Genomic DNA, 19,730 nt, shown 5'->3' on the forward strand with positions numbered 1-19,730 from the left:
TTAAAGCTTTTGATTTTGTGTGCTAATAACCAAATTCACGAAAAAAGCTAATTTATGCGGTCTTGCCAAAATTTACTGGAACTACCGCTTATTCAAATAGTTATTTGGCTTGTGACAATGCTAGGAACCTAGACGGGCTTGCTTTAGTAGCTCCATTACCTCTGTCTGCTTTTCTTCCGCCGCCCAAACAAAAGCAGTCCAATTATGGTTATCCTTGGCATCAATGTCAGCGCCACTAGCTAACAAAGTTTTTACAACTTCCGGATGGCCTTTAGCAGCAGCACTCATTAGCGCCGTCAAACCGAAATTGGTTTTAGCATTAACTTCTGCGTTTTTATTGAGCAGCAATTGGACAATCAGGAGATGCCCAGTCGCAGCCGCACCCATTAAAGCAGACCAGCCATCTGGGTCTGGAGCGTTGACTGCTGCACCTTGGTTCAGCAGGGCTGCAACCACATCCGCATGCCCTGCTTCTGCCGCTGCGATTAAAGCGGTTGAGCCTTCCTCATCTTGAGCATTTACGTCTGCTTTTTGAGCTAGTAAGGCTTCTACTTGGGCTATGTTTCCCTGTTTAGATGCAGCGATCAAGTCTGTCATGGCTTACGATCCCTATCTAGACATACACAAAGAAGTGTGAATGGATTGAATTCAAGCTGAGCGATCGCATCTACTTCTGTAAGTGGATCTGTAGGTTGATCAAATCAAGCGATCAAAGTCGCTCTAGGAAAAATTTATCCTAGGAGGAGTGGCTGTGGTGCAAACTGACCGAGTGCTAAGACCGCGATCGCTATTCTTAAGGACAGGAGAAGCAAATTAGTGTCTGCTGTTGATATTTTGATTCTCTCCAATGGGCCTGGAGAGCTATCCACCTGGGTGAAACCTGTGGTTAGGGCATTGAGAGCGCAACTTGGGGATGATCGCGCCCAAGTTCGGATTTCGGTTGTTTTATCTCCTTGCCCTAATGCTAGCGGCCAAGAAGCCGCGATCGCGCAAAGCTACCGAGAAGTTGACCGAGTCCAATCGGCTGAGCATTTCGCTGCGTTTTTGCTATCTGGTAAAACTGTAGACGCTTGGGAATGGCGCGATCGCGGGGTGGTTTTATTTCTAGGCGGCGATCAGTTTTTTCCAGTTGTGATTGGTAGGCGGCTTGGGTACAGAACCGTGGTCTACGCCGAGTGGGATGCTCGTTGGCTACGCTGGATCGATCGCTTTGGAGTCATGAAACCGGAAATTGCTGCTCAAGCTCCCCCCGCCCAAGCCCACAAATTTACCGTCGTGGGTGACTTAATGGCAGAGGCAGGCACCTTCGATCGACCTAAGAACTATTTAACAGATGCAAGCACAAGTAAAAACACAGAACTGATTGGCTTATTACCAGGGTCTAAGCCAGCCAAACTAGCTCAAGGCGTTCCGTTAACCTTAGCGATCGCGGAGCAAATCCATGCTGTCCGCCCCCAAACCCGCTTCGTCATTCCGGTGGCACCTAGCCTCGATCTACCAACTCTGGCCCGATTCGCTAATCCTCAGCACAATCCAATTTCGCAATTATTTGGTGGTGTAGAGGCTCACTTAGTGATGCCCGGAGACAGCCAACGTCCTTACCTAAAAACAACAGCAGGTTTGCAGGTAGAGCTTTGGACGCATTTTCCTGCTTATGATCTACTTTCACAGTGCCAACTTTGTCTCACGACAGTCGGCGCAAACACTGCCGAGTTGGGTTCCCTGGCTGTTCCCATGATTGTGCTAGTGCCCATGCAACAAGCAGATGCGATGCGGGCTTGGGGTGGCATTCCTGGCTTATTGGTCAACTTGCCTGGTGTAGGCAGCAATTTCGCCAAACTGATCAATTGGTGGTTTCTCCGTAAACCACGCCTGCTCGCTTGGCCCAATATCTGGGCGCAGGAGCAGATTGTGCCAGAAAAAGTGGGAATTGTGCAGCCGCAAGAAGTTGCAGATCTAGCCCTAGACTTGCTGGAGCATCCTGAGCAATTGCAACAAATCCGCGATCGCCTCCGCAGTGTTCGAGGCCAACCCGGAGCCGCCACAAAACTCAGTCAGATCGTCACTGAAGAACTAGGCTTCAACTCCTCTCCCCTTTCCCCTCACTCCTAACTCCTCTCCCCTAACTCCTCTCCCCTAACTCCTCATCCCTCATCCCTCATCCCTCCTCCCTCATCCCTCATCCTTCATCCCTCATCCCTCCTCCTTCATCCTTTCTTTTTTCTCACTTCCCCGCAGCCTGCCCATCTCGGCGGCCCAATTCATAAACAGCACAGCCAATACAAGTCAAAATTCCTAAACTGATAGCCCAGCTTTCACCTAGACTAATTTCGACTCCGTAGTTGCACAGCGCTCCAACTCCGAGAAACGGCACGATGCTAAATACTGAAGCGTAGAAGGCATTTTGCGCTTCCCGTCCTTTTCGAGTCCGCTCAAACTCGGCTTCTGATGTGTAGAGCGATCGCTCGGCGAAGTTAAACCAGCGATTGATTTGCTCTGTTACCCATTGGCTCACGGGTGAGAATCCTAAATATAAGGCTAGCGACCACAAACTCGCCCCTGCGATCGCCGTCGTATCGAGTACCAACGGTATGGGAAAAATATTAATCTGCATGGCTACGGCAGCAGGTTGTAAAAATTAGTGGACTGTAAAAAGTTGTAACAGATATAAAGACAAATTCACACTGATCGAGCAACTCTGTAGCGAATTGACATAAAGACCTGATAGATTTGCCAGCGGCCTAGGGTAATATACTCCGGAAGCGCTGAGTTAGCGTTGATAGCTATTAGTGCTTCTTAATACAAAATGACTCTAAGAAAAGGCTCTGAGCGAATAACTTCTCATCCTAGGAGCGATCGCTTGAGGAACTTAAACGCGTGTATCGACGTACATAACCTGAGTGCTTGACCAACAGCAGACTCAATCCTGCCCCCTGATTGAAACCTTGGAAATTATTTCGTCATCCGCAAAGGACGTTGTATGGAGAAACGCAATTGTAAGTTTGTTGAGCAGTTGAGGAGTAAGCAGCAAGCATCCGCGTCGCCCCTAAAATCTAAAACTATGCTTCGGATTGGACAATACCTACTAATTGCGGGTTTGGGTTTAGCAGGCTTCGTTGCCTCCGATTGGCCTCAGGAAACCGCTAAAGCTGTAGAAGTTGAAGCCAGTCAAGTCGCAACAGGCAGCACTTGGCAAGGCGCTTCTTTCCCAGTTGAGAATTTTCAAGCTTATACGTCTCCATTCGGCTATCGCCAATCTCCTAGTGGTTATAGTCAGGAATTCCACCACGGTTTAGATATGGCTGCTCCCGAAGGTAGCTACATCCGGAGTTGGTGGAATGGTACCGTCGTTGAGGTGTCGGATAATAGTGCTTGCGGTACTTCAGTCGTCATTCAGTCAGGTGAGTGGGAACATATTTACTGCCACATGCGAGGTCATGTTGAAGCTGCCAATGGTGGTCGCTCCATGATCGATCGCGAAGGTGGCATTCAGATGCGGGAAGGTCAGCAAGTAGTCGCTGGTACCCGAATTGGCCGAGTTGGTATGACAGGCCGTACCACTGGCCCCCATCTCCACTGGGGGATGAAATATTCTGGGCAGTGGGTTGATCCAGCCTTAGTATTGCGGGCCATGTATGCTCAGCAAAGAGCTGGTCGCTCAGTTTCTAGCCGTTCCTAATTAAGTGTTCTTGATTAAGCGTTCTTATTGAGCGTCCTGAATTAAAGCATTCCAAAAAGGAAAGAGAGTAAGCAGCCGTAGAAATCTGTTTACTCTCTTTTTCAGGTTTAATCTTTGAATTTAGGGAAGAGATATGAGCTAATCTGTGCGGACATGTTGCCCGCACTACAGGTATTAACTGTAGCTATTGCTACTGACTTCACTCGGAGCTGCTGGCTGATGCTTGCTAGGCAACTGCGTGTATTTAGCTACAATCTGACGGAATTGGTCGCCTTCTACCGTTTCTTGATCGAGCAATGTATCTACCAGCCGATCCATCAAAGCCCGATTTTCTCGTAACAAAGTGCGGGCTCTTTCATGGCACTGAAAGACGATCGCTCGGACTTGGCGATCGATTTTAGTGGCAACTTCCTCAGAGTATTCGTTCGGGCGATTCATGAGATCTCGACCTAAGAATACTTCGCTGCTTTGGCTTTCGAGCGCAAATGGTCCTAAGTCAGACATGCCGTAGCGAGTCACCATTTCTCGCGCGTAGTCAGCCACGGCCCGGATATCTCCCGAAGCGCCTTTAGTGACCTCATGGTAACCGAACACTTCTTCTTCCGCTGCACGGCCACCCAAGAAAACGGTGATGCGATCGATCAACCAAGATCGGCTGTACAGACCATCATCAATTGTTTCTTCGTTGGGTAGAGGTTTAGCAAATCCACCAATTCCACCAGAGCGGGGAATAATCGTTACTTTGTCTAGAGGGTCAGTTTTCTCTAGCAGCGTCATTAGGAGCGCGTGACCTACTTCGTGATAGGCAATTAGGCGCTTCTTCTTGCTGTCAAGTAACGGCGTGAGTGTTAGGCCGATAGTGACGCGATCGATCGCATCATCCACTTCTAGAGGTGTAACTGCATCTTTGCGCCGTCGGGCGGTCAAGATAGCGGCTTCATTCAATAAGTTGGCCAGATCAGCTCCAGAGAAGCCAGGGGTGCGTTGGGCGATCGTATCCAAAGAGATTTCTGGCGCTAGCTTCTTATTACGAGCATGAACTTCTAAAATTCCCAGGCGACCTTTATAGCTGGGTAAATCTACCATAATTTGGCGATCGAAGCGGCCAGGACGCAATAAAGCGGAATCCAAAACATCAGGACGGTTGGTGGCCGCGATGATGATGATGCCGTTGTTGCCTTCAAAGCCATCCATCTCGGTGAGCAACTGATTAAGGGTTTGCTCCCGCTCATCATTGCCGCCACCGATGCCTGCACCCCGTTGCCGACCCACCGCATCAATCTCATCAATGAAGATGATGCAAGGGGCACTTTCTTTGGCTTTCTTGAACAGGTCACGGACGCGAGACGCACCCACACCAACAAACATTTCGACGAACTCAGAACCAGAGATGCTGAAGAAGGGCACTCCCGCTTCCCCCGCGATCGCTTTAGCTAGCAAGGTCTTCCCTGTTCCTGGGGGGCCAACTAACAGCACTCCTTTAGGAATACGCGCTCCAATGGCAGTAAAGCGTTCTGGCTTCTTGAGGAAAGTAACCACTTCTTGGAGTTCTTCCTTGGCTTCCTCAATGCCAGCCACGTCATCAAACATGACCCCTGTTTTGGCTTCCATTTGGAAACGAGCCCGCGACTTACCAAAGTTCATCGCCTGACCTGGGGAATTGGTGGAGCGCCGCAGGATAATCAGCAAACCCGCGATTAGCAGAAAAATCAACAGTAGATTGGCCAGCAAACCCACGGCTGTACTGTTGTCGGGAGACGGCTGCACTTCAAAGTCAACGTCATTGGCTCGGAGGCGCTCCACCAACTCTGGATTTTGCTCCAACAGAGGCACTTCCTGCATCGTGTCGGTTTTTTTCTCCCCCTCCAATCGCACTCTAGCGACATTTTGGGTTGGATCGACCTCAACCCGCGATACTTGGCCCGCATCAATTTTCCGCAAGAGCTCACCGTAAGTGAGGGAGTTGCGGCCTGCTTGAGCTAGCCCTGGAGTTGTTAGCAACACAGTTTGGAGCAAAAACCAACTGGCTGTGATTGCTCCAGTAACGGCAGAACTCCTCATAAGTCGATTATTTGTCAGTGTCTTGCGGAAACTTTTCATACTGGATTGCCTTTTGCCTCCCGCCTGAACCTGGCTCCTCTGGGCAGAGCTGCAAAACTCTGCTTCGCAGATAGGAGCGAGGGAATCTCTTATCTAGTTTAACTTTCCCAATCCTGAGTGCAGGATTTTGAGTCAACTACTCCTGTAATTAGGCCTAGTTGCTAGGTGTTACTACAGCCTTCAACAAATTCCCACTTAATTCTCTAAACAGAGAGATAGGAATTTGACGAAATGTAACTTTAATTGCTAGACTAAGTGTAGTCGTAATGACTCCGCTTTTTAAGGATGTGGCTTCTAGAGAGTAGACTCTCAGAAAACCAAATTTGTCCCGGTTAATTCAAACTCGGTTTTCTGTTGAAGCTGTGAGTTGCTATTTCAAGCTTGCACGGAATTTCGTTATAAGGGTTAGACCTATGGTTAGATTTGTTGGTATAGGTGGTAGCTTACGCGCCGACTCTCACAGCTACCAAGCGCTGCATGTAGCGGCAGAACGAGTGCGATCGCTCGGTGCGGAAGTAGAAGTCATCGACCTCCGTACCTTAAACTTACCCTTCTGTCAGGGAGGTAAAGAGGAGTACTTAGACTACCCAGACGTAGCTCGTTTACGCCAAGCGGTGCAGCAGTCAGATGGCCTGATTTTGTCTACACCGGAGTACCACGGTAGCCTCAGTGGTGTGCTGAAAAACGCTTTGGACTTACTGAGCTTTCAGCAATTGTCTGATAAGGTAACTGGGCTGATCAGCGTTTTAGGTGGACAATCCAACAGCAACGCCTTGAACGACCTGCGAGTGATTATGCGGTGGGTGCATGCTTGGGTGATTCCAGAACAAGTTGCGATCGCACAAGCTTGGAATGCCTTTGACCAAAACGGGCAGCTACGAGACGAAAAACTGTCGGAACGATTCGACCAGTTTGCCCACAGCTTGGTCGAAAACACTTGTAAGCTACGCGGTGTATCTGTGGAGGTTTCGCAGGACTTGGTTGAAGCTTAGGCAGAGGTTTTGGTTGCTGGTATTGCTGAAAACCACAGCAAAAAGGGGGTTGTTAGCCCCCTTGCTTTGTTACCACTAGGTTTGTCTAGAGGCGATCGCTACACTAGCACCTCTACAACACTCGTTCTCTAATGATGGTGGTGCCCGTGATGATGATCGTGGTCATGACTGTGGTTGTGATGACCATGATCATGGTGGTCATGGGTATGTTGTGCTTGAACTGCGGCTAGGCTTGGGTTTACCGCTAGGGCTTGCTCTGACAACAACGCTTCGATTTGTGGATTAGCCCAGTCTGCCGCCATCTGCAAGAACTCAGGATGGGCATTGACGCATTCCATCTGTACGTAGGTCACGTCGGGCCGTTGGCGGCGCAGACCATGAATGATGTGGTCTACGTCTAAAAGCGTCTCGTGGTTTTCAGTCGCAAAGCCAATCGGCATAAACACGAGAGCTGTTGCGCCCAAATCCATCAAGTTCTTGGCAGCTAGCTCAGCATTAGGCTGAGTCCACTCAATCAAAGGAGTTTGATGGTTTAGCCAACCCGGAGAAATCAGGGGGTAGCGATAAATCAGCTTTTCCCGAATTCGATTGTAAAGCGCTTCACTTTCTTCAATCCCGGAGGTGAAGCCTTTTGCTTTATGGGGGCAGCCATGATTCATCAAAATGATGCCCGTTTGGGAAGGGAGGTGCGCTACAGCTAAATCTGCCTTAATTTTTTCCTCTACCAAATTCGCTAGCAGCTCAATATATTCTGGCTCACTGTAGAAGGATGGGATATAGCGTTGCCCTTTTACCCAATGCTCGGTACCATCTGCCAGTTTTGCCAGAGCATTATTGACTTGCTCCACAGCGATGCCACTGGTGAAGATGGAATCCACAACCAAAAGCGGGTAGATCAGAATTTTGTCGAAGCCTTTGGTTTTAATCTCGGCTAGCACTTGTTCTGGCAGAAAGGGTGCACAGAAGTTAAAAGCTTTGAAAACTTGGACGCGATCGCCCCATCTCACTTGTAAGTTTTTTTCGATCCCAGCTCGCTGCTGCTCAAAAATGGCATTGTGCGGCGAAATGAAGTTGTCGTGCTGGTGTCCCCACTCATGTAAATCAAAAACTGCGAGGAGTTTGGCCAGGGGAGGATAGATCCAAGTGGGAACTGGGGCGAACTTAGCGGTGAGTAAGTTTAGAGCTTGCTCATTGTAGTTCGCAAAATCTTCGTAGCTTTCGACTTCTCCATAGCCCATCAGCAATACAGCTACTTGATCTTGGGGGGCACCGGAAGCTGGGGCTTGTTGTTGCTGTTTTTCGGGAGTTGCAACCACTGTGTATTCCTCGACCTTGCACTTTAGTGAATCTGAACTAATCGGTGGCAACCTAAAGCAGTGGTTGAGCTGAAGAACTCTGCTCTAAGTACCTCCTAATCTCCCCTAGGCTAACATCCCCCCAGAGGGGATGGGATTAAAAAATGCTTTAGCAGCGGTAATTGCCCACAGTTAACTCACTGTCCGCGCCCTTGGTTCGTGCTCTTGGCTTGACGGGTAATTGCTTCTTTAAATAACGAAAATAGCGAATGCTCACCTTAAAATACTCCCTCTAGAGAAATGCATAGAGAGATGGGTAGATGATTTAAGTTTGATGAATTTAAGTTTGATAAATACAGTACTGATTGCGCCCTACGGCCTTAGCTTGATATAGAGCTTTATCCGCAGCGGTTACTAAGGCAGAGGGATTTGCATCAACCTGGGGAATCATCGTGGCAATGCCCAGGCTCAAAGTGACACAATCACTAACCTGAGAACTTTTGTGGGGAAGTTGCAGAGCTTTGACTTTGAATTGGATGTTTTGAGCGACTCTGACCCCGCCCCGCGACTCTGTATTCGGCAAAACCAAGGCGAATTCTTCACCGCCGTAGCGGGCTGCTAGGTCGGCAGGGCGCTTGGCACAACTACTAATAGTTTTAGCAACTTGGTGGAGACAGTCATCTCCGACTTGATGGCCATAGGTATCGTTGTAATGCTTGAAGCAATCAATGTCACCTAGGATCAGAGACAGAGGGGCTTGTTCTCGTGTCAGGCGTTGCCATTCTTGATAAAGGTGCTCATCAAAGCAGCGGCGATTTGCAAGTTGGGTGAGGCCATCTACAGAGGCTAGGCGTTGTAGGACTTGATTGGCTGATTCTAATTGGCGGTAGAGTTGGCTTTGCTGAATTAGGCGTTTGACTCTTTGGCGTAGCACGGCCCAATGAATTGGTTTAGTGACATAGTCAGTCGCTCCAGCCGCAAAAGCTTGCGCCACTGATTCTTCATCTTCTAAGCCAGTGATCATCAGTACAGGGGTGCGATCGCCACTAGAGAGAGATTGCAGATTGGCACAGAAGGTAAACCCATCCATTACAGGCATGACCGCATCTAGCAGCACAATATCAGGTTGAAGGCGCTTGTAGTCTTCGAGACCCTGCTCTCCATTGGTGGCCTCTACGACCTGATAGCCTTCTTGCTCCATAGCTCGACGGAGCTGTAGACGCATGAACACATCGTCATCGACGACTAAGACTAATGGAGACGCTCGCTGATCTAAGACTGGGCTTATGGCAGACACCGTTTTTGCTCCACTTCTAAGGCTGTTTTAACCCTGGTGAACTCTACCTCCACTAAAGCGACTTTTGCCGTCAAGCTCATGGGGGCGGCTTCCCGACAGCAGATCTCTAGGTCTTTACACAATCCAGCTAAGTTACTGGCTCCTAAGGTAGCGCTACTTGACTTTAGAGTATGAGCTGACAAGCACAGTAAAGCTACATCATCTTGGGTTAGCGCGGTTTGCATTGCCTGAATCACTTTGGGAGTTTCTTGGAGATAACTATTGATCAGTTCTACGAAAATGCCACTCGCGTCTTCACCCACCATATTTCGGAAAGCTTGTATGACTTGCGAATCAACCGCTACTGGGTCAGTATTGGGCTGTATTAAGCGATCGCCCCACTTTGGCTGCCCCCTGAGCAAAGCTTTAGACAACTCCTCGATTCTGATCGGCTTGCTGATGTAATCGTCCATTCCCGCTTCCAGACACATCTCACGATCGCCCGGCATGCCATTGGCAGTCACGGCAATAATCCAAGGACGTCGGTTTGGTGGCCATTCCTGACTAATGCAACGAGCTGTTTCTAATCCATCCATTTGTGGCATTTGGATGTCCATGAGAATCACATCATAAGCCTGACGATGCAGAGCCTCTAACACTTCTAGGCCATTTCTCGCTACGTCAGCCCGGTAGCCTAATTGCTTCAGCAGCAACAATGCGACTTTTTGGTTTACTAGGTGGTCTTCAGCTAGCAAGATCCGCAATTGAGTTGGTTCTATTGCAGTATCTACTGTGGTTGAATTCATGGGATAGCTAGACCTAAACCTGTGCCATATTCGAATTTTGCTTCTAATATTCCCGTGAGGGTTACGAGGCAATCAGCGCGATCGCGTACCCTCTCGCTAGGAGCACTAGACAAGTAGCACCAAAGTAGAGCTAAGACAACCCAGAAATTGCAGAGTTGGCTGTTAGTGATCTTGAATTTATGAGCATCCTTATTTGTCCGGGAATGCACGATATAAACTTGACCAGCAGCTTTCTCAAGAATTTACGGCTGCATTCTACTCCAGGCTTATCGGTAGTAGATGGCTCTAAGGTAGATAGCACCAAACAATTGCTGATTTTTCCCGTCCAGCGTTATCCTGCTTATTCTGCGTTTCACATCGTGCAGTTTCTTCAAGAAACATTACGGCAGAACCCGTTCTCTGCTGAGCCTGATGAGTTTGTATTCTTGAGTTTTAGTGCTGGTGTCGCAGGTGCAATTGGGGCGGCTTGGGCTTGGCAACAGTTGGGAGGTAAAGTAAAAGCGTTGATCGCATTAGACGGTTGGGGTGTACCTTTATACGGAAACTTCCCGATTCATCGCGTCAGTCACGATCACTTTACTCATTGGAGTTCTGCTCTACTAGGTGCTGGAGCAGACAGTTTTTATGCCGATCCAGCCATTGATCATTTAGACCTCTGGCGATCGCCGCAAACCATTCAGGGATGGTGGGTTCCGACAGCATCAACAGCGCCGTCTCAACCCATCGCCACTACCGCAGACGTTTTTCTAACTGTCCTATTGCAGCGCTACGGAGAGTCCGATCTCTTTGTAAGCTAAAAACAAGACTGGCGCTACAAAACTGGCGCTATAAAAACTAGCGATCGCGCTTGACTTGCTGATTCTCCTAGAAATTGCCGTCAACCCTTTGAGCCAAAAGTTGCTTAACAACTGATACTTCAGAGCTGACAAAGCGCACACTAGGGGAAGTAGAATCCCTGGACTTTATAACCCTCCCATCACTTTATGCTCCCAGTTACCCCACCCCCTTCTGAAAGTGGATTTCGCAGCTTGATGAAGAATCGAGCCTTTTTAGTGTTGTGGACGGGGCAGGTACTTTCACAAGTCGCTGATAAAGTTTTCTTCGTACTACTGATTACCTTGCTGGTAGATTACAAGCCGCTGCCAGGATTTGAAAACTCCATGCGATCGCTGTTGATGATCGCAGTTACCATACCCGCCATTTTATTTGGCTCCGCAGCAGGCATTTTTGTCGATCGCTTTCCCAAAAGACAAATTTTGAGTGGCGGCAACCTTTTTCGGGGGTTACTCACCCTAGCGATTCCGATTTTGCCCAAAGCTTTTTCGCTCTTGCTCCTGATTGCATTTTTGGAATCAGTGCTGACTCAGTTTTTTGCTCCCGCAGAACAGGCAGCGATTCCGCTTCTGGTGGAGCGCGAAGGGTTAATGACAGCGAACGCCCTATTCACAACTACGATGCTGGGGTCTTTGATTATTGGGTTTGCGGTAGGGGAGCCGTTATTGAGCTTTGCCAACCTAGCAGGTAACTTCGGCCAAGAAATCATGGTAGGCGGTTTATATATTTTGGCCGCAGTAATTTTGTGGCTGATGCCCATCAAGGAGAAGGCTGTCGCTGCTCACTTGGTAGCGGTTCATCCTTGGCACGATTTCAAAGCAGGCTTACGGTATCTCCAGAAAAATCGCCTAGTGAGTAATGCCATGTTGCAACTCACCATTTTGTATTCTGTCTTTGCAGCGCTGACGGTTCTTGCGATCAACTTAGTGGAAGATATTGGTCTCAAACCGAATCAATTTGGGATTTTGTTGGCCGCCGCCGGAATTGGTATGGTGCTGGGTGCGGGTGTGCTGGGTCACTGGGGCGATCGCTTTCATCACAAACCGCTGCCGCTGATTGGCTTTTTGTGCATGGCTTTTGCTCTGAGCATGTTTACGTTTACTACCAATCTTTGGGTCGGTTTGGGTTTAAGTGCTTTCTTAGGGATTGGGGCCTCGCTGATTGGGGTGCCGATGCAAACCCTGATCCAACAACAAACGCCAGAATCTATGCGAGGCAAGGTGTTTGGCTTTCAGAATAATGTGGTCAATATTGCGCTTAGCTTGCCATTGGCGATCGCAGGTCCGCTTACCGATGCGATTGGTTTACGGGCGGTGCTGCTAAGCATGAGCATTTTAGTTAGTATGGTAGGAATTTGGGCTTGGCAAAATACCCGCCGAGTTTTGCAAGACGTGATCTAATGGCAATCGGGTTGCAAGTGTCATCAGTTCCTGACAGCCGAGACACCTCTACCCTTTGCCAGGTGCAGGTTTGATGTAAGTTCGGCCAATCTAGAAACTATTGGGAGCTAATCTCTCGACAGGGATCAGGATTCGGCTCTAAACTGAAGTCTTAGCCTTTAATGCATCAATAGATACAAAAGTAATCAACCTTAACCTATAGCGGTCCGAGAGGTCTTCCTGTGCAGTTGCAGAGTGTAAGTGTAGCGGTCAAGCGTGCGTCTGGTGCTTTCGCATTAATTGATAGTTTGAAACGTCACGGCGTCAAACATATTTTTGGTTATCCCGGTGGCGCGATTCTGCCAATTTATGATGAGCTATACCGCGCGGTAGAAGCTGGCGGCATTCAACACATTCTGGTCAGGCATGAACAGGGGGCAGCTCATGCAGCTGATGGTTATGCCAGGGCGACAGGTGAAGTGGGCGTTTGTTTTGCCACCTCTGGCCCCGGTGCCACTAATTTGGTGACGGGCATCGCTACGGCCCATATGGACTCAATTCCCTTGGTCGTGGTCACTGGGCAAGTCGCTCGCTCCGCGATTGGTAGTGATGCTTTCCAAGAAACCGACATTTGGGGGATTACGCTGCCGATTGTTAAGCATTCCTATGTAGTGCGCGACCCCAGAGACATGGCTCGGATCACAGCAGAAGCGTTTTATGTCGCTAGCTCTGGTCGTCCTGGCCCAGTTTTGATTGACGTGCCCAAAGATGTGGCGCTAGAAGAATTCGACTATAGGCCTGTTGATCCTGGCAGCATTAAGCTAGCAGGCTATCGACCCACGGTTAGGGGCAACCCCCGTCAGGTGGTTCAAGCACTCAAGCTGATTCGAGAAGCGCGGCAACCCTTGCTCTACATTGGGGGAGGCGCGATCGCGGCTGGTGCCCATGCCGAAATCCAAGAGCTAGCAGAGCGCTTCCAAATCCCCGTGACTACCACGCTCATGGGTAAAGGCTCGTTTGAAGAGTCTCATCCTCTGGCCCTAGGGATGCTGGGTATGCACGGCACTGCCTATGCCAACTTTTCTGTAACTGAATGTGATTTGCTGATTGCAGTCGGGGCTAGATTTGATGACCGCGTGACTGGCAAGTTAGACGAGTTCGCTTCTCGTGCTAAAGTCATTCACATCGATATTGATCCCGCTGAAGTTGGTAAGAACCGAGCGCCCCAAGTTCCCATCGTGGGTGATGTACGGCAAGTTTTGGTGGACTTGTTGCAACGCAGCAATGAAGATGGAGATGCTCGTTATTCTACGCAAACTCAAGCTTGGCTAGAGCGGATTAATCGCTGGCGAGAAGATTACCCACTCGTCGTTCCTCAATATCCTGACAGCTTGGCTCCTCAAGAGGTCATTGTAGAACTTAGTCGTCAAGCCCCCAGCGCTTACTACACCACAGATGTGGGACAGCACCAGATGTGGGCGGCGCAGTTTCTTAAGAACGGCCCCCGTCGTTGGATTTCTAGTGCTGGCTTGGGAACGATGGGTTTTGGCTTGCCTGCGGCGATGGGAGCTAAGGTGGCTTTACCAGATGAGCAGGTGATTTGTATCAGCGGTGATGCTAGCTTCCAAATGAATCTCCAAGAGCTAGCGACCCTGGCTCAATATGGCATCAATGTTAAAACCATCATCCTCAACAATGGTTGGCAGGGTATGGTGCGGCAATGGCAGGAAGCCTTCTATGGCGAACGCTACTCTTCTTCCAACATGGAAGTTGGCATGCCTGATTTTGTGAAGCTGGCGGATGCTTTTGGAGTCAAAGGGATGGTGATCCATTCACGCGAGGAGTTGCAGGGCGCGATCGCAGAGATGTTGGCGCATAACGGCCCCGTTCTAGTAGATGCGCGGGTGAAGCGAGATGAGAACTGCTACCCGATGGTCGTTCCTGGTAAGAGCAATGCTCAAATGATTGGGCTACCAGAGCGGGACAAACTAGAAAAAGCAGCTGAGCTGGTTTACTGTAATAGCTGCGGTGCTAAAAACATTTCTAGCAATAACTTCTGCCCAGAGTGTGGCACCAAGCTGTAACCTGACAGAATGCCAGAACGATTGAAATCGGTAGGGCAGGTCTTGTACCTGCCTTTTTCTTTTGCATAAACTTCAAGGTGATGCAAAAGGGCGTAATCCAAGCAACGAAGTAATACTAGCTGCACTCACCAAGACTGACCTTGTGTCACCGTTACGAGGGCTAATTGACTACTTTGACTGCTTCGAATACCTCAGCTCCAGGAACTCGAATATTGAGCGTACTCACCCCTTCAGGCACCCGTAACCAAACATAAGCATCTGCGGAAGCCTGTTTGCGAATTCCTTGTAAAGAAATTGGGCCTGTTGACTTTTTAATGGGGTCAACAGGTTCATAAGTCGCAATAGTGCTTTCTGGCTCTTGCGCTACCGCCCCACCCACGTTGATGAAGTCATAGGCACTGACATTCTCAGCTAGACGACGAATCCGCAATTTCACATTCACCACGTCAGAGTTGCCAGTGTCAGGGTCTTGAATGCGCTCAGCTGTTAGTAGCGTTACTTCAGCTTTGTTGTCAAGGGCAAGCTGGACTAGTTTCCCTGGCTCTGTAGTCGCACTGGTGGTGGGGCTGGTAGTTGCCGCTGATGTTGAGCTGCTCGCGTCAGGATTAATTTTGGATTGGGGAGTTTTATCCGCAGACGGTGCTGGTGGCTGAAGTTGTTTGACTTGGTAGATAGCAAAACCGCTAAAGGTTAATGCCATTACAGAGAGGAGGATAGCCACCTTGGACAACAGATTACCATTGGCAGAGTTTTGTCGTTGGGAGTCTGGGCGCACAGGTGGCTTTTCAGCGTCCCGGCTGTGGGCTTTCATCAGTAACATTACTTAGGAAGTCCTGTATTACGAGGGGGTTTGCGTATACTGAGTCTGGATCAAGATGAGGTTATTGTAAGGGAAAGCCATTGATTCTGTGATCTCCACTTGCAGCCCCTATAAATCTTGTCAGTCTTTTTATACTCTCTTCACCGTTACTTAACAACTAATTCAAATTAGTCAGGGTGGCACTATGGCCATTGCTTTTTGGAGACGTTTTATCGTCCAGCCTCTGTGTCTATTAGCGCTAAGTACGATCTGGGAAGGATTTCAACAGCAACCTGTCTTTGCAACAACCGACTCAATTTGCCCAACTCAGATAGGTCCTGCGATCGCCCAGATCCTCCAAGCAGAGGTTTCTCCCACTACAACCCCTCAAGCGGGAGAACGCTCATCTACTAATCGTTCCGGCTTTGCTCGCGCCCGTTGGGGAATCTTGATTCAGACTCTCGCTTCTAAAAATGCCAAGGGTGAAACTCTGTATGCTCAAGATGGCGATCGCTATTTTTTGCCCGCTTCTAATGCCAAACTTTTGACTACTGCGGCTGCTCTACACAAACTAAGCCCTCAATTTCGCATCCGCACCTCCGTATACCGAGATACTGGTACAAAACCAGTGAAATTACGGCTAATGGGACGAGGCGATCCGAGCTTGACAGATCAAGAGCTGGGGTTGCTGGCACAGCAATTACGCAGCCAGGGAATTCAATCTATTTCTCAGCTATTAGGTGACGAATCTTACTTCCGTGGCCCCGTACCTAATCCCCAATGGGAATGGGGGGATATTCAGGCGGGATATGGCGCTCCTGTCAACAGCTTGATTTTGAATCAGAATGCGATCGGGCTTCAGTTGTGGCCCCAAGCGGTCGGTCAACCGTTGCGAGTGCAATGGGATGATCCAGCAGAGGCGAGGCGTTGGCGTATCGACAACCAATCGGTAACTGTCGGTGGAACAGAAGATGAGTTTGTAGAAGTAGGACGAGACTTGAGCCAGCCACTATTGCGAGTGCAAGGGCAACTGCGGGTAGGGGGCTTACCGGAACCTGTAGCAGTGGCGATCGCAGACCCCAGCCAGAACTTTTTGCGCCGATTCCAGCGGGCTTTAGCAGCTCAACAAATTCGCGTCGGGAAAACTTTAGTCACGCACACACCTACTCCCACCGCAGACCCAGAAATTGCCGCGATCGAATCTCCCCCGTTATCAACCCTGCTGATTGAAACCAATCGAGAGAGCAACAACCTTTACGCCGAGGCAATTTTGCGGTCTTTAGGAGCGCAAGCGGAAGCCTCTCTGAAACAAGCTGCTGATTTATCCACCGCTGAGCAAGGTTTAGCAGTCGTCCACCAAACGCTGACCGAATTGGGGGTGGAACCAGGTAGTTACGTTTTGGCAGACGGGTCGGGGTTGTCTCGTCATAACTTAGTTAGCCCGGCGGCTTTAGTGCAGACCTTGCAAGCGATCGCTCAGTTACCGGAAGCTGAGATTTATCGTGCCTCGTTGCCAGTGGCAGGTGTGAGTGGCACCTTACAAGGTCGCTTTCGAGACACTCCAGCCCAAGGACGACTCCAAGCTAAAACAGGCACACTCTCAGGCATTTCGGCTTTGTCGGGCTACCTCAACCCACCTAACTACCAGCCTTTGGTGTTTAGCATTATTGTCAATCAATCGCCTCAACCCACCTCAACCCTCCGGCAAACCATTGATGAGATTGCGCTAACCCTAACTAAATTGCGTTCCTGTAGCAGATCTCGCTTTTAGAATTGCCGTCTGGAGAAAATTAAGATCGCGATCGCCAGCAGTAACACTGTGTAAGCTAGTCCATACCCAGCATTTAACAACAGTTCTCTCGGAGCTGCCAAAACTCCATAGACTGCTTCATTCTTGAGATCGAGCCGAGCCAAATCAGGTAGAAATAGATAGATGCCTTTAGTGAGACGACGCAAATCTGGGCTGGAAGCCAAGTTGCCCAGTGTCACCAAGTCGCGGCTGAAATGCCCAACTAGATAAACGGCGAAGGTGAGTAGAGTCGCTAATAGTGAACTGGTAAACACCCCGAACAAAATTGCCGCTGCCGTGAGTAGAGATAACTCTAGAAATAAGTAGAGGACTGCTACCAAAATGCTAACCAGGGGGTACTGGATCTGCGCCCAAGTCAGCACCGCGAGGTAAATGGCGGTCATGAGCGACAGGAGCACAGCTAAAACTGCTGATAAACCCAGGTGTTTACCAATGACGAATTCAGCGCGGCTAATCGGTTTAGCAATTAGCACTAAGACAGTCCGTTTTTCAATTTCTTTGTTGATGAGACCAGTCCCTACAAACACAGTAATAATTAAACTCAGAACTGTAATTCCAGCTAAACCTACATCGAGCAAAATTTTGTTTTCTGTGCCCGCCGCCACTTCTGGCAACAGTCGCAGCGCCATAATCAGCAGTAAGGCAAAGAAGCCAATTAAATAGAGGATGCGATCGCGGATGACTTCCCAAAATACATTGGTGGCGATCGTAAAGATTCTGCCGAGATTCACCTTCTCACTCCTTTAGCAATTCCTGATGACGCGCTTAACACTATTTCTGGGGTTGTTTCTAGAGTTATTTTTGATTTAGGCCAAGTTCTTAAGCTTTCGCAAGGCGTTGACCTGCAAAGCAAACCCCTTGCACAGACCCTAGGATTGCAAGGTTGGCCCCGGTTGAACCAAAGTAGGCCGACTAATAGATCCGCATTCAATCTTACTAGTGCTTGTCGTTTGCGGGAGCGCTTCAGGGGCCGCAGGGGTTGGAACCGTAGGCGTTGGAACCGTAGGCGTTGGAATTGCAGGAGTAACTGGGCCAGCAAAAACTTGACCATTGCTACGCGCTAGAGGGCTACTGTCCGATGTTGCGTCTGGGGATGCAAGCGGGGCAGAGACAGCAGCTTCAGGAGCGGGTGAAGCCGAGGCAGGTGGGTTCTCTCCCTGGGTGACACGGCAAGTTTTGGTGAGATAGTGACTGGCGAGGTCAGAACTCGGCCCTTGCCAGAGAGCCAGCATTTGCAAAGTGTAATCTGGCTGATCTGGCAAGATTTGAGCTTGCAACTGCCATAAAGCATTTTCTTCCGAGGGAGGCAGTTGTTGCATCACGGCATTCTCAAACTCAGTTGGCTGTTGTTTGAGTGTTAGCAGCCACCGCTCTACTTCTGGCCAGGAACGCGGTTCTAGTTCCGCTTTTAGCGTAGCCTCTGCTTGATTGAGGATGATCACACCTGTGGGGGCTTGAGTCGTTTGCACCCCTAGTCGCACTACAAAGTTACTTTGATTAAAATCATTTGCTAACAAACTGGGATAAATCTCTAACCAGCCTTGAATCACGAAGTAAAGTTGAAACCAACAGCTAATAATTAAATTAGTTAAAAACAGAATAACGAGCCTTTGACGACCTGCTTGAGTCGGATATTTGAATCGGGGGCCTGATTGAATAAATTCTCCTAAAGAAGCGATCGCGGCTGAAATCAAGGGCCAACTCACAAACAATAGCGAAGGCCGTTCATCTAGCCACTCCCCAAACAGGAAAATACTAACTAATATACCTGTAATCCAAGGCCCTAAAGATAGCCCTCCCACCATGATTGGGTTTTCAGTGGTGAACCAACCCACACCAAAAATCAAAAAAATCCAACCGCAAGTTGCTAATAAACTTCGAATTAAATCACCTGCCAGGGCTGCCATCAAACAAGAAAAAATACTTAGCAAAATTAAAGTCTGCCAAGAGAATGCTTTTGGTGGCAGTAATAACTTTTGCAGCGTATCAAGAATTTCTTTGACTTTATCCATTCGCTTGAGAGCTGAGGTCGAAGGCACGCGCTAATAGAATCAACAAGATTAGACTGTAGCTGCAAGCATTGGCTAACAAAATAGTTGTAGCTCTATTGGTGGCAGCTAGACCCAGTTCTCGCCGCCTTAACTTATCACGGGCGCGATAGACTTTTGGAGTGACTACCTCTTCTTTTTGATTTCTTTGTAGCAATAGCTGTAATAACTCTAGTCCCTGTAGCTCTGCAATAAATGTGCCGAAAAAAGTAAATAAGCCGAGCATGATCAATAAAGTATTGGTATTGGTGGAACGAGCATTAAATAGGACGTAGCTAATTAAAGGGCCTTTCCAAGCCAGAGGTAAAGCGGGTTCTAGGGTAAAGAAAAATAACCAACCAATGGCTGTAGAGAATAAATTTACCGAAGCGGAGTATTCCAAGCTAATTCTACGAGTCAGGTTTAAGCGCTCTTTGAATATCATTGACTCGATCGCGATCGCTATTAATAAAAAGAGCAGTTGAAACAAGATAGCCCGCAATGGCAAAACAAACGAAAACACGGGTCTACCTCCTCCATAGCCGTTTCAATAAACTAGCTTTTTTAATCACTTTTCAGCACATAGTCCCTGAATTTTATTTTAAATAAAGCTGACAGCACCTCCGCTAAGATGAAACTGCACGAGAAA

The 19,730-nt window shown here is 48.8% G+C and carries 17 protein-coding genes; 7 read left to right on the forward strand and 10 right to left on the reverse strand.

The genetic code is table 11. The features are described 5' to 3' along the window. Positions 1-120: 120 nt before the first annotated feature. Positions 121-597 (reverse strand): ankyrin repeat domain-containing protein, encoded by a 477-nt coding sequence (locus KME12_21055; GenBank protein MBW4490276.1) that lies wholly within the window; start codon positions 595-597, stop codon positions 121-123. A 219-nt stretch (positions 598-816) separates the two neighbouring features. On the opposite strand from KME12_21055, the gene KME12_21060 reads away from it, so the two are divergent. Further along, positions 817-2,112 (forward strand): lipid-A-disaccharide synthase, encoded by a 1,296-nt coding sequence (locus KME12_21060; GenBank protein MBW4490277.1) that lies wholly within the window; start codon positions 817-819, stop codon positions 2,110-2,112. 112 nt (positions 2,113-2,224) lie between these two features. Here KME12_21060 and KME12_21065 read toward each other — a convergent pair whose 3' ends face one another. After that, positions 2,225-2,614 carry a hypothetical protein gene (locus KME12_21065; protein MBW4490278.1) on the reverse strand — a complete coding sequence of 130 codons (390 nt, stop codon included), beginning with the start codon at positions 2,612-2,614 and terminating at the stop codon, positions 2,225-2,227. Between the two features lie 447 nt (positions 2,615-3,061). On the opposite strand from KME12_21065, the gene KME12_21070 reads away from it, so the two are divergent. Beyond that, the gene (locus KME12_21070; protein ID MBW4490279.1) at positions 3,062-3,679 is read left to right on the forward strand and encodes a M23 family metallopeptidase; all 618 of its coding nucleotides are present in this window, start codon (positions 3,062-3,064) and stop codon (positions 3,677-3,679) included. 174 nt (positions 3,680-3,853) lie between these two features. Here the strand turns inward: KME12_21070 and ftsH are convergent, their stop codons facing one another. Beyond that, a complete protein-coding gene (gene ftsH, locus KME12_21075; GenBank protein ID MBW4490280.1) occupies positions 3,854-5,779 on the reverse strand; it encodes an ATP-dependent zinc metalloprotease FtsH in 1,926 nt (641 codons plus the stop codon). 413 nt (positions 5,780-6,192) lie between these two features. On the opposite strand from ftsH, the gene KME12_21080 reads away from it, so the two are divergent. Beyond that, positions 6,193-6,771, forward strand: coding sequence for an NAD(P)H-dependent oxidoreductase (locus KME12_21080; GenBank protein ID MBW4490281.1), 579 nt, complete (start codon positions 6,193-6,195; stop codon positions 6,769-6,771). Between the two features lie 128 nt (positions 6,772-6,899). Here KME12_21080 and KME12_21085 read toward each other — a convergent pair whose 3' ends face one another. The 3 genes from KME12_21085 to KME12_21095 form a co-directional block, all read right to left on the reverse strand. Next, positions 6,900-8,009, reverse strand: coding sequence for a ferrochelatase (locus tag KME12_21085; protein MBW4490282.1), 1,110 nt, complete (start codon positions 8,007-8,009; stop codon positions 6,900-6,902). A 397-nt stretch (positions 8,010-8,406) separates the two neighbouring features. Continuing rightward, the gene (locus KME12_21090) at positions 8,407-9,363 is read right to left on the reverse strand and encodes a PleD family two-component system response regulator (GenBank protein ID MBW4490283.1); all 957 of its coding nucleotides are present in this window, start codon (positions 9,361-9,363) and stop codon (positions 8,407-8,409) included. Continuing rightward, positions 9,351-10,148 carry a response regulator gene (locus tag KME12_21095; protein ID MBW4490284.1) on the reverse strand — a complete coding sequence of 266 codons (798 nt, stop codon included), beginning with the start codon at positions 10,146-10,148 and terminating at the stop codon, positions 9,351-9,353. The genes KME12_21090 and KME12_21095 overlap by 13 nt, the downstream gene beginning before the upstream one ends. 179 nt (positions 10,149-10,327) lie before the next feature. On the opposite strand from KME12_21095, the gene KME12_21100 reads away from it, so the two are divergent. From KME12_21100 to ilvB, 3 genes are all read left to right on the forward strand, one after another. Continuing rightward, positions 10,328-10,945, forward strand: a complete 618-nt coding sequence (locus KME12_21100) for a hypothetical protein (GenBank protein ID MBW4490285.1) — start codon at positions 10,328-10,330, stop codon at positions 10,943-10,945. A 186-nt stretch (positions 10,946-11,131) separates the two neighbouring features. Beyond that, on the forward strand, positions 11,132-12,382 hold the full coding sequence (locus KME12_21105; protein MBW4490286.1) for an MFS transporter: 1,251 nt from the start codon (positions 11,132-11,134) through the stop codon (positions 12,380-12,382). Between the two features lie 221 nt (positions 12,383-12,603). Then, positions 12,604-14,445, forward strand: a complete 1,842-nt coding sequence (gene ilvB / locus KME12_21110; GenBank protein MBW4490287.1) for a biosynthetic-type acetolactate synthase large subunit — start codon at positions 12,604-12,606, stop codon at positions 14,443-14,445. A 160-nt stretch (positions 14,446-14,605) separates the two neighbouring features. Here ilvB and KME12_21115 read toward each other — a convergent pair whose 3' ends face one another. Beyond that, positions 14,606-15,256: a hypothetical protein gene (locus tag KME12_21115; GenBank protein MBW4490288.1), complete on the reverse strand. Its 651-nt coding sequence runs from the start codon at positions 15,254-15,256 to the stop codon at positions 14,606-14,608. Between the two features lie 193 nt (positions 15,257-15,449). On the opposite strand from KME12_21115, the gene dacB reads away from it, so the two are divergent. Then, positions 15,450-17,015 (forward strand): D-alanyl-D-alanine carboxypeptidase/D-alanyl-D-alanine-endopeptidase, encoded by a 1,566-nt coding sequence (dacB, locus tag KME12_21120; GenBank protein MBW4490289.1) that lies wholly within the window; start codon positions 15,450-15,452, stop codon positions 17,013-17,015. On the opposite strand, the gene KME12_21125 is transcribed toward dacB, so the two are convergent. From KME12_21125 to KME12_21135, 3 genes are all read right to left on the reverse strand, one after another. Then, positions 17,012-17,785, reverse strand: coding sequence for an ABC transporter permease (locus KME12_21125; protein MBW4490290.1), 774 nt, complete (start codon positions 17,783-17,785; stop codon positions 17,012-17,014). The two genes, dacB and KME12_21125, sit on opposite strands and share 4 nt — an antisense overlap. Before the next feature lie 138 nt (positions 17,786-17,923). Further along, complete coding sequence (locus KME12_21130; protein MBW4490291.1) at positions 17,924-19,066, reverse strand: DUF5357 domain-containing protein; 1,143 nt, start codon at positions 19,064-19,066, stop codon at positions 17,924-17,926. Then, entirely contained in the window at positions 19,059-19,604 is a 546-nt protein-coding gene (locus KME12_21135; GenBank protein MBW4490292.1) for a hypothetical protein, read from the reverse strand. Before KME12_21135 ends, KME12_21130 begins: the two co-directional genes overlap by 8 nt. Positions 19,605-19,730 lie beyond the last annotated feature (126 nt).

The organism is Trichocoleus desertorum ATA4-8-CV12 (genome assembly GCA_019358975.1).
GTDB classification, from domain to species: Bacteria; Cyanobacteriota; Cyanobacteriia; order FACHB-46; family FACHB-46; genus Trichocoleus; species Trichocoleus desertorum_A.

What these genes read in the sequence shown, in the direction of transcription:
- KME12_21055 (MBW4490276.1), bottom strand. Translation starts at nt 597, where the DNA reads ATGACAGACTTGATCGCTGCATCTAAACAGGGAAACATAGCCCAAGTA.
- KME12_21065 (MBW4490278.1), bottom strand. Translation starts at nt 2,614, where the DNA reads ATGCAGATTAATATTTTTCCCATACCGTTGGTACTCGATACGACGGCG.
- KME12_21070 (MBW4490279.1), top strand. Translation starts at nt 3,062, where the DNA reads ATGCTTCGGATTGGACAATACCTACTAATTGCGGGTTTGGGTTTAGCA.
- ftsH (MBW4490280.1), bottom strand. Translation starts at nt 5,779, where the DNA reads ATGAAAAGTTTCCGCAAGACACTGACAAATAATCGACTTATGAGGAGT.
- KME12_21080 (MBW4490281.1), top strand. Translation starts at nt 6,193, where the DNA reads ATGGTTAGATTTGTTGGTATAGGTGGTAGCTTACGCGCCGACTCTCAC.
- KME12_21085 (MBW4490282.1), bottom strand. Translation starts at nt 8,009, where the DNA reads ATGGGCTATGGAGAAGTCGAAAGCTACGAAGATTTTGCGAACTACAAT.
- KME12_21095 (MBW4490284.1), bottom strand. Translation starts at nt 10,148, where the DNA reads ATGAATTCAACCACAGTAGATACTGCAATAGAACCAACTCAATTGCGG.
- KME12_21100 (MBW4490285.1), top strand. Translation starts at nt 10,328, where the DNA reads ATGAGCATCCTTATTTGTCCGGGAATGCACGATATAAACTTGACCAGC.
- KME12_21105 (MBW4490286.1), top strand. Translation starts at nt 11,132, where the DNA reads ATGCTCCCAGTTACCCCACCCCCTTCTGAAAGTGGATTTCGCAGCTTG.
- KME12_21115 (MBW4490288.1), bottom strand. Translation starts at nt 15,256, where the DNA reads ATGAAAGCCCACAGCCGGGACGCTGAAAAGCCACCTGTGCGCCCAGAC.
- dacB (MBW4490289.1), top strand. Translation starts at nt 15,450, where the DNA reads ATGGCCATTGCTTTTTGGAGACGTTTTATCGTCCAGCCTCTGTGTCTA.
- KME12_21130 (MBW4490291.1), bottom strand. Translation starts at nt 19,066, where the DNA reads ATGGATAAAGTCAAAGAAATTCTTGATACGCTGCAAAAGTTATTACTG.